The sequence below is a fragment of the Streptomyces sp. 378 genome (assembly GCF_030124145.1).
Classification (GTDB): domain Bacteria; phylum Actinomycetota; class Actinomycetes; order Streptomycetales; family Streptomycetaceae; genus Streptomyces.
This window is the reverse complement of the sequence record NZ_JASKMS010000025.1, coordinates 28923-42026: the sequence shown is the minus strand read 5'-3', so window position 1 is coordinate 42026 and position 13104 is coordinate 28923. Positions and strand designations below refer to the sequence as shown.

Annotated in this window: 15 protein-coding genes; 4 read left to right on the top strand and 11 right to left on the bottom strand. The window is 69.5% G+C overall.

Going from position 1 to position 13104, the window contains the following annotated elements; all coding sequences use genetic code 11:
- Positions 1–7: 7 nt before the first annotated feature.
- Positions 8–679, bottom strand: coding sequence for an ATP-binding protein (locus QNO09_RS28410; RefSeq protein WP_283973105.1), 672 nt, complete (start codon positions 677–679; stop codon positions 8–10).
- A gap of 197 nt (positions 680–876) precedes the next feature.
- On the opposite strand from QNO09_RS28410, the gene QNO09_RS28405 reads away from it, so the two are divergent.
- A complete protein-coding gene (locus tag QNO09_RS28405; protein WP_283973104.1) occupies positions 877–1722 on the top strand; it encodes a helix-turn-helix domain-containing protein in 846 nt (281 codons plus the stop codon).
- On the top strand, positions 1722–1937 hold the full coding sequence (locus QNO09_RS28400) for a DUF397 domain-containing protein (RefSeq protein ID WP_283973103.1): 216 nt from the start codon (positions 1722–1724) through the stop codon (positions 1935–1937). The genes QNO09_RS28405 and QNO09_RS28400 overlap by 1 nt, the downstream gene beginning before the upstream one ends.
- Before the next feature lie 12 nt (positions 1938–1949).
- On the opposite strand, the gene QNO09_RS28395 is transcribed toward QNO09_RS28400, so the two are convergent.
- Positions 1950–2276 carry a hypothetical protein gene (locus tag QNO09_RS28395; RefSeq protein WP_283973102.1) on the bottom strand — a complete coding sequence of 109 codons (327 nt, stop codon included), beginning with the start codon at positions 2274–2276 and terminating at the stop codon, positions 1950–1952.
- Positions 2277–2688: 412 nt separating this feature from the next.
- On the opposite strand from QNO09_RS28395, the gene QNO09_RS28390 reads away from it, so the two are divergent.
- On the top strand, positions 2689–3348 hold the full coding sequence (locus QNO09_RS28390; protein WP_283973101.1) for a hypothetical protein: 660 nt from the start codon (positions 2689–2691) through the stop codon (positions 3346–3348).
- A gap of 78 nt (positions 3349–3426) precedes the next feature.
- Here QNO09_RS28390 and QNO09_RS28385 read toward each other — a convergent pair whose 3' ends face one another.
- The 4 genes from QNO09_RS28385 to QNO09_RS28370 form a co-directional block, all read right to left on the bottom strand.
- Positions 3427–3912, bottom strand: coding sequence for a winged helix DNA-binding protein (locus tag QNO09_RS28385; RefSeq protein WP_283973100.1), 486 nt, complete (start codon positions 3910–3912; stop codon positions 3427–3429).
- A gap of 18 nt (positions 3913–3930) precedes the next feature.
- A complete protein-coding gene (locus tag QNO09_RS28380) occupies positions 3931–4743 on the bottom strand; it encodes an alpha/beta fold hydrolase (protein ID WP_283973099.1) in 813 nt (270 codons plus the stop codon).
- Between the two features lie 128 nt (positions 4744–4871).
- Positions 4872–5330, bottom strand: a complete 459-nt coding sequence (locus QNO09_RS28375) for a DUF2267 domain-containing protein (protein ID WP_283973098.1) — start codon at positions 5328–5330, stop codon at positions 4872–4874.
- Positions 5331–5471: 141 nt separating this feature from the next.
- The gene (locus QNO09_RS28370; protein ID WP_283973097.1) at positions 5472–5894 is read right to left on the bottom strand and encodes an Hsp20/alpha crystallin family protein; all 423 of its coding nucleotides are present in this window, start codon (positions 5892–5894) and stop codon (positions 5472–5474) included.
- Positions 5895–6119: 225 nt separating this feature from the next.
- On the opposite strand from QNO09_RS28370, the gene QNO09_RS28365 reads away from it, so the two are divergent.
- Positions 6120–6428 (top strand): hypothetical protein, encoded by a 309-nt coding sequence (locus tag QNO09_RS28365; protein WP_283973096.1) that lies wholly within the window; start codon positions 6120–6122, stop codon positions 6426–6428.
- A 293-nt stretch (positions 6429–6721) separates the two neighbouring features.
- On the opposite strand, the gene QNO09_RS28360 is transcribed toward QNO09_RS28365, so the two are convergent.
- The 5 genes from QNO09_RS28360 to QNO09_RS28340 all read right to left on the bottom strand — a co-directional run bounded on the left by QNO09_RS28360 (position 6722) and on the right by QNO09_RS28340 (position 12955).
- Positions 6722–7105: a hypothetical protein gene (locus QNO09_RS28360; protein WP_283973095.1), complete on the bottom strand. Its 384-nt coding sequence runs from the start codon at positions 7103–7105 to the stop codon at positions 6722–6724.
- On the bottom strand, positions 7102–8463 hold the full coding sequence (locus QNO09_RS28355; RefSeq protein WP_283973094.1) for a phage exclusion protein Lit family protein: 1362 nt from the start codon (positions 8461–8463) through the stop codon (positions 7102–7104). The genes QNO09_RS28360 and QNO09_RS28355 overlap by 4 nt, the downstream gene beginning before the upstream one ends.
- Before the next feature lie 193 nt (positions 8464–8656).
- Positions 8657–9436, bottom strand: a complete 780-nt coding sequence (locus QNO09_RS28350) for a hypothetical protein (RefSeq protein WP_283973093.1) — start codon at positions 9434–9436, stop codon at positions 8657–8659.
- A gap of 618 nt (positions 9437–10054) precedes the next feature.
- Positions 10055–11536, bottom strand: coding sequence for an MFS transporter (locus QNO09_RS28345; protein ID WP_283973092.1), 1482 nt, complete (start codon positions 11534–11536; stop codon positions 10055–10057).
- A 75-nt stretch (positions 11537–11611) separates the two neighbouring features.
- A complete protein-coding gene (locus QNO09_RS28340; RefSeq protein WP_502962355.1) occupies positions 11612–12955 on the bottom strand; it encodes a DUF445 domain-containing protein in 1344 nt (447 codons plus the stop codon).
- Positions 12956–13104 lie beyond the last annotated feature (149 nt).

The following is a 13104-nucleotide window of genomic DNA, read 5'->3' as shown; positions in this document are numbered from 1 at the left end:
AAAAGCTTCACTCACCTCGATGCAAGGCGGCGTGCTCGGCCTCGAAGCGCATTTGTGCTCGGTCGAGCATGTCGTCCGCGTCTCGGCCGTGGGCTCGGAACCAGTGGAGGAAGTCGGTGATCGCCGCGATCACCGTCTCCTCCGCCACGGTCGAGGTCAGTCTGCTCGCACCCACTCTCCGCTGCGGCTGCGGCTGCGCAGCGGCGGCATAGTGGCGTAGAAGGCCCCCTGCCCGGATCACGCCGGCGTCTTCTACCTGATTGTCGGTGGTGGTGGGTTGTGTCGTCAGCTCGCACCACGTGACCTTCTGGTCCGGGCGTAGCAGCACGCCCCAGCGGTCGGCGACGGCGTCGACGAGCGCCATTCCTCGCCCCTCCTCCGCGTCTGTGGTCGCGTCGCGGAGGGTGGGCAAGGCACGCGTGTCAGGGTCGTGCACCTCGATGCGCAGATGCGCGCCCTTCATGGAGACAGCCAGGGTCGCGGGAGTGCCGGGTCCTACGTGGGTGATGACGTTGGACACCAGCTCGCTGACGCACAGTTGAGCTTCGCCGACAACGTGGTGTAGTCCCCATCCCTCCAGGTGCAGCCGCATGGTCCGGCGCAAAGCAGCCACTTCCGCGGGCTCGGCCATGAAGGCAATGTCCCATGGTTCGCGTGGCATGCAGACTTCTTGACTCATACAGACCCCTTTCGTCGCAGTTGGCACCGCATCCGAAGCGCAGGGTCACGGACGTTCACCGTGAGTTGCGTCGAGACCAGAGTGCGGGGAGCGCATCCCGTTCTGCAATGTGCAGCAGGGGATTCCCACTTCTGAGTGATTGGCAGCCACATCTCTTGGCGCGAGACTGAACACTCGCTATTCGAAAGAGGGTTGAGATGGCCGGATCACCCACGGCGCGCCGCCGGCGCCTCTCGATCGAGCTGAAGAAGCTCCGCGAGGAGAGCGCCCTCACCTGCGCCCAGGTCGGTGAGGCCCTGGACTGGAGCGGCTCCAAGGTCAACCGCATGGAGACGGGGAGTGGGCGTGTCCAGCCCTCGGACATCGACGCCCTGTGTCGCTTCTACGACACGAGCGACGAACTGCGCGAGTTCCTCAAGTCGCTGGCCCGGCAGGCAAAGGTGCGGGGGTGGTGGCAGATCCACGGCGCCGGTGTTCCCGAGTGGTTCAACATCTACATCGGTCTTGAACAGGACGCTTCCACCTTCCGCCAGTACCAGTGCGAGGTGGTTCCTGGGCTCATGCAGACCGAGGTGTACGCGGCCGAGCTTCACAAGGCCGGCGCACACATGTCCGCGGAGGACATCGCGAAGGCGGTACGTGTGCGCATGGAACGCCAAGCCATGCTGCGACAGCCGGATGCTCCGGACGCGTGGTTCATCGTGAACGAGGGCGCGCTTCGTTACGTCATCGGGGATCGCGCCCTGATGCGGGAGCAGTTGGAACGAGTCCTGGGCACGGCCGAACTGCCGACCGTAACCTTGCAAGTTCTTCCCTTCGACGCCGGGACCTATCCGACCACCGGTTCATTCACCATGCTGGGCTTTCCAGCCCCGGAGGATCCGGACGTCGTGTATCGGGATGGCATCACGGATGCCGTGTACTTGGAGGGCGAGCATCATGTGCGTGAGTACACGAGGGCGTTCGATGGCCTGCGAGCGGCAGCTCTCAGTCCTCAGCGCTCAGCCCTGTTGGTCGAGTCGATCTTGAAGGATTACACGTAGTGATATTGCCCGAGTCCGGCAGCAGCAGCCGTCCGGTGTGGTTCACGTCGTCCTACAGCAACGGTGCCGGAGGTGAGTGCGTCGAGTGTGCGCTCACTGGTGACGGCGCTCTTGTCCGTGACACCAAGAGCGCGGAGACGCACGTGATCGCGGTGAGCAGCATCGCGTGGCGTTCCTTCGTCCAGACCATGAAGCGCGTCAGCGTGAGGCTCTGACCCGGACGAGACTTAGCGCAGCCCCTCCTCGAACCGATACTGCTCGACCAGTTCCTCCCACTCCCCGGCCTCGCCCTCGCTCACGGTGATGAGCCGGGCCCCGACCGCGAGGGTGCGCACTCGGTTTGCCACCTGGGTGGCCTGCCCTTTGGTCGTATACACGCCCAGGACCAGGGTCGTGGAGTTGTCGTCGGTCTCGTCGGCGGCGAGGGCGAAGCTCCAGGGGACGTCGCACGGGGGCGTGTGGTCGGGGTCCGGGCAGAGAAGGTGTTCGACCGGGTCCTGGAGTGCGAGCGCCTCCTCGGTGTTGAGGCATCCGTGGATGCGAATCTCGTACACCCGTGGCTCGTCTTCCCCTTGTGGCACGTACCCCTCCCGATTCAGCTCAGCGGGTACCGACCGTAAGGGCCGCCGCGCGCCGGCGCATCGGGTTATCGGCCCACCAGCACGCCATGGCCGGCGCGACTCTCCGGACCGGGTCCGCGACCGGCTCGGGCGCGGCTCGCACGGTGGGAGGCCGCCGAAGTTCGACAGGGCCGACCACGAGCGGCCGCATGCTGCCGAGTGCGGGATCGGCCGGCTCACGCGCCACCGGGCCGTTGCCACCAGGTGCGACGAACTCGCCGTCCGGTACGGAGCGACAGGGCTGGTCGCAGGCGTCGACGCATGTCCTTGAGCAGTCCGGGCCGTGGCAGAGGCACCCCAAGAAGCAGGTTTGGGGAGGATCCGCCTCTCCTGCCACTCTGGCAAGATGCTGTTCAACCTGGCTGGCTCCAGTTGCTCGGGCAAGAGCATGCTCGCCTGGTCCGTGGGCGAACGACTTGAGAGGGTCGTCGTGCACGACTTCGACGAACTCGGCGTGCCGGAAGGCGCCGACCGTCAATGGCGCAACCGCATGACCGAGGTGTGGGTGCGTCGCGCGCTGGAGTACCAGGACCACGGACTCGATCTCCTGCTGACCGGCCAGTCCCCGCTCGGAGAGGTCCTGGCGGCGCCGTCAGCGCCACTGCTGGACGGCATCGCGGTATGCATGGTCGACGTGTCCGACGAGGTCCGGCGCCGGAGACTCACCCACCGCGATCCGGGCCGGTGGGACGCGTCGGCGGTCGACGCCTTTCTCGGTTGGGCCGACTGGCACCGCAAGCACGCCCGGGATCCCCGGTACCGGCCCGACGTCATTATCAACGACAGTTGGCCCGAGATGGCCTGGCAACACTGGAGTGAGTGGACGGCCGACGACCGGCGATGGTCCACCCATCTGATCGACACCACGGGCCCGTCCATCACGGACTCCGCGGACCAGGTCGTGCGGTGGGTCGCCGAACAGCGCGAGGCCCTTCGGTCCGGCCGCCTCGCATTGTCGCGAGGCTGGCCGGATCGGACGCATCCCGAGGCCGACCCCACCTCTTGACCCACTTCCGCCGCGGGCCCTAGCCCGGTGCGGCGGTCGCGCTCCGCAGGATGCGTGGGGAGACCGGGCCTTGTCGATCTATTTCGGTTCCTCGGGGAGGTTCCCGTTGCCGCCCAGGTTGGCGACCATGCGGCGCAGGACGTTGATCGTGGTGACGAAGTCGGCCTCGGGGATGCCCTCGTGGGTCTGGTGGTGGACGCGGAGGTTGCGTTCCCGGGCTCGGAGGCGGCCGGCCTCGCCCTCCTCGGTGAGGGTCATGCCGCCCGTCGCGTCCTCCGCGAGCCAGCCTCGGGCGATGAGGTCGTCGTAGATCGCGTCGAAGTCGGTGTTCTGGTCGTCGTAGGGGGTCAGGCGGTCGGTGAGGGTGGCGCGGGTCCAGGTGCCCGGGGCGCCGGAGGCGTGGTTCAGGGTCCACCAGTGGGGCTGGGTGAGGTTTTCCACGGCGAGTTGGTCTCGTATGGCCCCTACGACCCTGCGGTAGGCCTGGCCGGTCCATGCCCCGATGGGCTGGGCGGCCAGTTCCTGCTGGGAGTACTCCTTGAGGTTCTCGGTCGGTGCGCTCATGCCGGTCAACGTAGGACCTCAAGCGAGCTTGAGGTCAAGGAGGATGGCGCGGATCTCCGCGTGGAGGCGGATCGGCTGGTCCAGGTGGACGTCGTGGGCCGCCCCGGGGATGCGGACCGTCCTGGTGCCCGGGCGGTGAGCGAGCATCGTGGCCGGTTCGTCGGGGCGCATCGTGCCGTGTTCGCCCTGGATGAGGAGCGTGGGGCGGGTGATGCGGGACCACTCCTCCCAGTAGGCGGTGGTGGCCAGTTCGGCGATGGTGTCGATGATCGTGGTGCGGTCCCATCCCGGGTACCAGCCGTCGTCCCGCCGTTCCAGGGTTCTCGTCCATGCCTCGTGGCCCAGGAAGGCTTCCGCCTCCCCCAGGGACTCGAAGGGGGTGGGCCAGCCGTCCAGCCAGGTCGCGATCTGTGCCGGGAGGTCGGGGGCCGGGCCCGCCGGGCCGGCCTCGATCAGGATCAGGGCCTCCACCAGGTGCGGGTGGGACGCGGCCAGCAGCATCGCCGTGTGGCCGCCCAGGGACTGGCCAAGCAGGGTCACGGGAGTTGGGGCCAGTTCCTTGAGCAGGGTGACGGCGTCCCGGACGTGGGCCTCGCGGGTCGTGGTCACCGGGATGCGGGTGCTGGCACCGTGGCCCCGTGCGTCGTACGTCACCACGCGGTGGCCATCGGACTGCAGTTGCCCGGCGAGGGTGTCCCACTCGCCCTGGTGGCCCGCCAGGCCGTGCAGGAGGAGGAACGTGGTCGTGGGCTCGCCCGCGGGGTGGTGAGTCCTGTGGGCGATGTGCGTGCCGTCGGGGGTGGTGAGGGTTCCGGACGTCGTGCGGGTCAAGGGGTCCCCCGTTGTCGTCAGCTCGGCCGGCCGCGCCGACGGCCGCCCCTGTGCGTCGCGGGGCGGCCGTCGTGCGCGCTTCGGGAGCTTGGGAGCCTACGGCTTCAGGAGCCCGGGAGCCCGGGAGCCTACGGTGCCGGGGTCAGGTCGGCTCGGCCGAACAGGAGGGCGTAGCCCGGCGGGAGTTGGGTCAGGATGCGGGTGACCAGGCCGTCGCCGATGAGGGACGGCAGCACGCCGAGGACCGAGCTGACGTCCCAGCGGGCTGTGGCCGGGGTGGCTGCCGGTGTCCGGGCCGCGACCGAGTCGACGAACTCGGCGGCCGTCAGCCGGTGTGTGGCCGGGACCTGGGAGGCGATCAGCCGGGCGGCCTCCCCGGGCAGGGCGCGGGCCAGGTCGACCCGTTCGTCGCCGGTGACGTGGGTGCCGAGGGCGGCCAGGACGGTACGGGTGACCTGTTCCGCCTTCGACCGGGTGGGGTACAGGCCCGACTCGCGGACCGCTTCGATCAGCTGGGGCCAGCCGTCGCCGTCGTCGGGGTGGGCGGCGCTACTTGTCGTCACACGGGGCACCGTCGTCGTGCTCATGTGTGGGGATTTCCTCCGGGTGCGTGCGTGGGTGGGTGCGTGCGTGGTGCGAGGGTGGGTCGAGAGCGCGTGGCGCGCCGCCGGGGGGATCGTGCCGGCGGCGCGACCTGTGTACGGGCGGCTGCCGCGGTGCCGCGGGGGTCAGCCGCTGATCTGCTTGCGCGTGTCGCCGCCCGAGATCTGGATGCGGCGGGGCTTGGCCTGCTCGGCCACCGGGATGCGCAGGGTCAGGACGCCCGCCTCGTACGAGGCGTCGATGCGCTCCGTGTCGAGCGTGTCGCCGAGGAAGAGCTGGCGGGTGAAGGTGCCGGTCGGACGCTCGGCGACCAGCGGTTCCGCGCCCTCGGGGGCGGGGGACCTGCGCTCGGCTCGTACGTTGAGGACGTTGCGCTCGACGTCCAGCTCGATCGTCTCGGGGTCGATGCCGGGGAGGTCGAAGCGGACGAAGAAGTCGTCCCCGGAGCGGTAGGCGTCCATCGCCATCGCGGACGGGCGGGTGGCGGAGCCCAGAACCTGCTGGGTGAGCCGGTCGAGTTCACGGAAGGGGTCCGTGCGCATGAGCATCACCGGTCACTCCTCTCTTCGGGTGCAGTCGGTGCGATGCCCTACGGTCTGCGTCTTCTTATATAGCTCGGAGGAGGAAAGTTGACAAGCCCCCGCTCATGTTCATAGGCGTCCCCGCTGTGCCCTGGTGCGGAAGCCCCGCCGGGGAGGGGGCTAGCCTCAAGATCGAGCAGGGCCCGGAGGAGAGGGCGCGGCGCAGGGCGTAGGACGCAGGAGGAGGCAGGTATGGCGAAGGTTCGGGTTCCCAGCGCGGTCGTCGCGGCGAGCGGGCTCGTGGGCGGGTACGGCGTGGCCCGCTGGACCAGGCAGCGGCCGCTCGGCGGGGTCGTGCTCGCCGCGGCCGGGGTGACGGCCGCGCGGCAGTGGCGGCAGCAGGCCGGCGGGGTGGCCGCGGGGGCGTTGTCGGCCGCGTACGTCGCCGCCTTCGCCGGGTCTCATCCGCTGGCGAAGAAGGTGGGTGCCTGGCCCGCCGTGTTCGGGGTGGCGGGGGCCGTCGGGCTGGCGTCGTGGGTGGTGGCGGACCGGCGCGGCTGACCGGCCCGCGTTCAGCCGGCACGGCGATCCCCAACGGCCGACGCCCACGCCTGTCCGGCCGATCATGTCCGGAGCCGGAGACGACCGTCACTGAGCCCTTCCCCGTGATGAATCACGACATTGCGTTGGCCCGCTGACAGACGCCGTGGACACGGCTGCACCGACACCCTGCGACCTCAACGGCGTATGTGTGAGGTGAGGTCAGCGGGGTGTGCTCCATCGACCACGTCGCCGGCTGGGCGAAGAACCCGCACTGTTTCGGGACTGCGGGAGGGCCGTCCGCTGCCGCGCGGTCAGGCGTCGGAGGAACCGTCGGGTGATACGCCGGCGCAGAAGACGGACAGCCCCATGCGGGTGGCCAGCACGGCCACGATCGCAGCCTGGACGGAGTCGCTGAGCACCTGCTCCGCGGCGGAGTAGATGGCACCCGCGTCGATCAGGTTGTCGGAGACGCTGTTGTCCCTGAAGCCCTGCAGTCTCGGGTGCAGACACACGCTGTGCCGCAGGCGGTCGTACTGGTTGCGGAACCAGGTACGGCCGAAGTCCCGGGCTTCACGCCGGTCGTCCGGCGTCATGCCGGGCCCGGAGCCGAGCAGGTGCCGTCCCAGTTCCTCGTAGAGTTCGTTCTCGGTCATCGACTGGTACGTGTCGAGCGGGACGCGGTCGGCTGCGGTCATCGGCGGGACTCCTTCATGAGTACGTGCTGGGTCAACGTGGCGGCGTGCAGGGCCAACTCCAGTTGCTCGGCAGGAGCTGAGCCGACGACGGGCAGCGATTCCTTGATGTCCTCCAGCAGCGCCCAGAAGGACAGCGGTAGAGCGGGATCGGTGATCTCCTCGATCCGCCGGTCCGCGAGGCCCCACAGCCGGAGCCCGTCACGGGGCCGGCCCGACAGCACGGCCTCGGCCCCGGCTGGGACGGCGATGCCGTGCCGGGTGCCCAGGGCGCGGAGGGCTGAGACCAGCCGCTCCGGTGCACCGGACTGGATCTCGGCGTACCGCGCGATGCCGTCGCGGTAGTCGTCCCAGAGGGCATGGCGTACCACCCGCGGGTGGTCCAGCACCGGCTGCCACGGCACGGCCACCGCGCGGAGCGTGAAGTCGGCCGCCCGGTCCGTGAGCGCCATCAGAGTGTCGCCGTACTGCCTGACCAGCAGTGCGACATGCGGTGGCAGGGACCGGACGAGCCGCTCCTGGCGCTCGGCGGCCGGGGGGTGGGTGCTGCCGCGGTGGACGTACAGGGCCCGCTCCGCGAAGTGCACGACGACCACCGCCAGCAGGGCACCGAGCCCCGCGTGCAGCGCGGTCCCCGGTCCGTGACCGCGCTGCGCGTGCACGACCGTCCGCAGGGCCAGTTCGTCCGCCTCGGTCTCCCACCGGGGGTCGCCGGAACAGGAGGAGACACCGGCGGCGGCAGCGCTGTGGCCGAGCAGGACGTGGCCGTACTCGTGGGCCACCACGAAGCGCAGGCAGTGGGTCAGATACCAGTCGGCGTCGACCTGTTGCCGTTCCCCGAGAGTCAGAACGGGCGTCATCGCTCCCCCCAGGACCCGCTGGTGCAGCGCGCTGAACCGTAGTGACGCGGTGAGCAGGACCTCGTCCAGGCCGCTCTCGTCGCGCATGTGCCGGCGGAAAACGGCTCGTAAGGAGGCCAGGTCCGACTCCTTGACCCTGGCGTACGCCAGATGCGAGGAATACAGGTGCGCGAAGGCGAAGAGAGCATCGGAGATCCGTATCAGGGCCGAGCCGTCCCCGTAGGCCTGCCCCGCGGCGCTGATCGCCTGTCGGGCCACGGCGCAGATCTCGAAGCGGTCGAGGACCGCACGGTCGCAGCCGAGCTCCGTCAGGGCGCCGGCCACGGCCTGAGCCACGAACCGGCAGTTCTCGTCGATCGGGTCCCCGCCGTGCTCGTCCCACGCCGCGAGCGCGGACTCGACGAGCTCGGTGTCCTTCCCGTGGGACCGCAGGACGTCGAGGTACTCGGTCATGACCCGGCGCCGGTCGTAGGGGAGACGGGCGATGGCCGCCGCGCTCATCCTCCCAGGGGCGTCCTCGGGGTCTTCGGGCCTGGCCGCCGCGTCCAGTTCTTCTCCCCCCACCGGGCAATCGCCGCGAAGCCATTGCCTAGCTGACTATCAACCTCGATTTCATACCATCAGTCCTATGTCCGGAAACCTTCTGTGACTTCAGCACCTTTCCGTATGAGTAACGCCCGTGCATCACGTCGCATCAGCCGGCGCGCGGCGGAAGTCCCAGCAAGGTGTCGAACCGGCGGGTGGCCAGCATGGCCACGGCGCTGCCGCCGCGGTCCGGCGCTCCCGTGGTGGTCATCTCCGCCTCCCAGTCCCGGTCCGCGACCAGCCGCCCCAGCACGCGGGCCCCGGCCTGGGGGTGCCCGGACGGCACGGGGATACCGCCGACCTCCGCCAGCAGCCCCGGGACGTACCGTTGCCCGGCCTGCTCCGCCGCGTTCGCGGAGGCACCGCCGTCGGCGTGGGCAGCGGCGAACGCGCCGGTGGCCAGTCGGCGGTAGAGCGGCATCGTGCGGCGGTCCATGTACCTGAGGGAGTTCTCTTCGAAGACCCGCTTGAGCGCCTGGTCGTAGTCCTCGCGGGAACCGGTCGCCGGATCCACGGATCGGGCCAGGAATCGCCGGTGGGCGGCGACCGTCATCTGCCGGGCCAGCGCACCCATGCCCGACTGCACGGAGTAGTCGCTCTCATGGGCCAGTTGGAAGGCGAGTCGCAGCGAAACGCCGGCCAGATCGCACCAAGCGGCCTCCGGGCCGCCCGGTCCTGTCCCGGCCCGCCGCCAGTGGGACGCCGACCAGCGGCGCAGCTGCTCCAGCGCCCTGAGCGAGGACGCATGCCCCATGGCGAAGATCAGACCTCCGCGCACCATGCCCAACTTGCCCGGGATTCCCCCGGCGGAGAGTCCGGAATCGGCGGCGAGAGCCTCCAAGTGCTCGTGGAAACGCGCGAAGGAATCATTGCCGGGCTGCACTGCCACCCCCTCCGTCGGCACTGAAGGAACCGTCGCCCTCCTTCGCTGTGCCGAAACCCCGGCATGGCTCCCTGTTCGGATCGCAGGGGCAGACCCCGACGCGTGGACACGGCGCATCAAGACCGCCGCCGAGACGTGGGCGCAGCACCGTGGCGGCTGAGCAGAGCAGCTGCCTGTGGATGGGGAGATGCCGTCGTCGGCGGATGGCGTACGTGACCAGCGATCGGGCCGGGACCGTGTCGGTCATTGCGCCCGACGTGACCGTGACGACCGGCCGGCGGGCGGTGACGCGAAGAACCCCGGCCCTGAAACCAGGGCCGGGGTTCTTGTCAGAGCGCCGGGCAGGCCTTGCACCTGCATCTCCCCACAGGAAGTGGGGCGTCTTTCCTTGGACCACCAACGCATCGTCCGTCTGCCGGAGTCCGGCGAGCGGATGCAGATCAACTATAACGCAGTTCTGTCGTCCCCTTCGCCGTCCGGCCGCCCCCTTCGCCGTCCGGGCTTCCCCTCACCGGCCCCCGCAGGTAGGCGACTTGGCTGCGGAGGGGGGAGCCGTCGCGGGGGCGTACGCGGTTTTCCATACGCCCCCGACCCACCGGCCCGAGGTACGGATTCCCCGGCTTCCTACCTTGCGCTGACGGTGCTCGCGCTCTTCTCCGTCGCCGTCAGCGGCTTGGCGATGTCCTCCAGGGAGCGGCGTTCCGCGTTGACCGCCAGGAGTGCCGCGACCAGGCCCGCCAGGCACATCAGCGTCGCGCCGATCGAGAAGGCGAGGACCGTGTCGCCGACGACACCGGTTTCCGTGAGCTTGGCGAAGAGGAGCGGGCCGCTGATGCCGCCGGCCGCGGTGCCGATGGCGTAGAAGAAGGCGATCGACATCGCCCTGGTCTCCATCGGGAAGACCTCGGAGACCGTCAGGTAGGCGCTGGAGGCGCCCGCCGAGGCGAAGAAGAGGACCGCGCACCAGCAGGCCGTCATCGTGGCCGCGCTCAGCGAGCCCTGGTCGAAGAGCCAGGCCGTGCCGAAGAGGAGGAGGCCGGACAGGATGTACGTGCCGGAGATCATGATGCGGCGGCCGACCGTGTCGAAGAGCTTGCCCAGGAGCAGCGGGCCGCAGAAGTTGCCGATGGCGATGACGGCGAAGTAGTAGCCGGTGTTGCCGCTCGGGACGTCGAAGAACTGCGTGAGGATCGCGCCGAAGCCGAAGGTGATCGCGTTGTAGAGGAACGCCTGGCCGATGAAGAGGGAGAAGCCGAGGACGGCGCGCTTGCGGTAGTCGGAGAAGACCGTGCGGCCGATCTCCAGGAAGGAGACGCTGCGGCGCTGGTGGATGGTGATCTCGCCCTCGGGGCGCGGCAGGGGTTCGTTCCGCTCTTCCTCGATCTTGCGCTCGATGGAGGAGACGACGCGTTCCGCCTCGTCGTCGCGGCCGTGGATGAGCATCCAGCGCGGGCTTTCCGGGACGTGCCGGCGCACGAGGAGGATCACCAGGGCGAGGACCGCGCCGAGTGCGAAGGTGAGGCGCCAGCCGACGTTCGCCGCGAAGATGTCCGTGTCCAGCGCGACGATCGACAGCAGCGAGCCGAAGACCGCGCCGAGCCAGAAGCTGCCGTTGATCATCAGGTCGACGCGGCCGCGGTACTCCTTGGGGATCAGCTCGTCGATCGCGGAGTTGATCGCCGCGTACTCGCCGCCGATGCCGAAGCCGGTGAGGAAGCGGAAGAGGAAGAACCACCAGGTGTCGAAGGCGACGGCGGTGAAGGCGGTGGCCGCCAGATACACCGCCAGGGTGATCATGAAGAGTTTTTTGCGCCCCCATGTGTCGGTCAGGCGGCCCCAGAACAGGGCGCCCAGGCAGGCTCCCGCCACGTACAGGGCAGCCGCGATGCCGGTGACCTCACCGGACGTGATGGGCAGGCCGCTGCCCGGTTCCGACAGGCGGCTGGCGATGTTGCCCACGACGGTGACTTCGAGTCCGTCGAGAATCCACACGGTGCCGAGGCCGATCACGATCGTCCAGTGCCAGCGCGACCACGGGAGGCGGTCGAGGCGGGCGGGGATGTCGGTGGTGATGGTCCGGCCTCTTTCGGCCTGCGCGGTGCCCATGGGCTCCCTCCCTCATCGAGCGGAACCCGGTTCTAGTGCCCTGAGCGGTTTTCCTTACGCCCTGAGTTGCTTTCGTCACGCCCCGAGAGCGTGGGACACCGTGTAGATGAGCAGGCCGGCCAGTGAGCCGACCACCGTGCCGTTGATGCGGATGAACTGCAGGTCGCGGCCGATGTTGGCCTCGATCTTCCGTGTGGTGTGCTCGGCGTCCCAGCTCGCCACGGTGTCGGTGATCAGGGAGGTGATCTCCTTGCGGTAGGCGGTGACGACGTAGACGGCCGCGTCCTCCACCCACTGGTCGACCTTGTCCTGCACCTTGCGCTCGGCCGCCATCCGGGAGCCGAGCGACAGCAGGGACGCGCGGACCCGCAGCCGCAGTTCGCTGCGCTCGTCCTCCGCCGCCGCGACGATCATGGATCGTACGGCCGTCCAGGCGCTGGCGATGAGGTCCTGGACCTCGTCGCGGCCCAGCACCTCGCCCTTGAGCCGCTCGACGCGGGCGCGGGTGTCGGTGTCGGACTGGAGGTCGGAGGCGAAGTCGGTGAGGAAGCGGTCGAGGGCGCCGCGCGCGGGGTGGGCGGGCATGTCGCGCATCTCGGTGGTGAAGCGCAGCAGTTCCCGGTAGACCCGTTCGCCGACCTTGCGGTCGACGAATTTCGGCGTCCAGCCGGGGGCGCCGCCCTCCACGGCGTCCATGACCTCGTCGCGGTGCAGCACCAGCCAGTCGTGGGCGCGGTTGACGACGAGGTCGACGACCCGTTTGTGACCGCCGTCGGCGACGACCTTCTCCAGCATCTTGCCGATGCCGGGCCCGATCTCCTGGGCGGCCGCCCGGCGGGTGATGGCCTCGCCGACCACGGCCTGGACGTCGGAGTCGCGCAGGACCGTCAGGGCGCCGCGCAGGGCGGTGGACAGCTCGGCGGTGACCCGGTCGGCGTGTTCGGGGACCGCGAGCCAGGCGCCGAGGCGGCTGCCGATGCCGACGGCGCGCAGCCGCTGTCGTACGACGTCCTCGGAGAGGAAGTTCTCGCCGACGAACTCGCCCAGGGATACGCCGAGCTGGTCCTTCTTGGTGGGGATGATCGCGGTGTGCGGGATGGGGATGCCGAGGGGGTGCCGGAAGAGGGCGGTGACGGCGAACCAGTCGGCGAGCGCGCCGACCATGCCCGCCTCGGAGGCCGCGGCGACATAGCCCGCCCAGGGGCCGGCGCCGGAGTTCTGCGCCCACTTGGCGAGGACGTAGACCACGGCCACGAACAGCAGCAGCCCGGTGGCGGTGAGCTTCATCTGCCGCACGCCGCGCTGTTTCTCCTCGTCCGCCGGGCTGAAGGTCGTCATCGCACGGTTCACGACGGCACCGGGCCGGGCATGCTGCCCTCCGACGTCAGTACCGCTTTGTTCTGTTTTCGTCCGGTTCATCCGCTCCACCCGCTTGGTGATCCCGCACACATTGTCCCTTGCTGACCGACTCCTGGAACGGGACAGGAGTTCCCGGCGTCTGTCAGGGGGGGTATTGCCACGGGGTCCTGTGAGCTTCCCCCGGTCCATGACGCATCATGGGCACATCA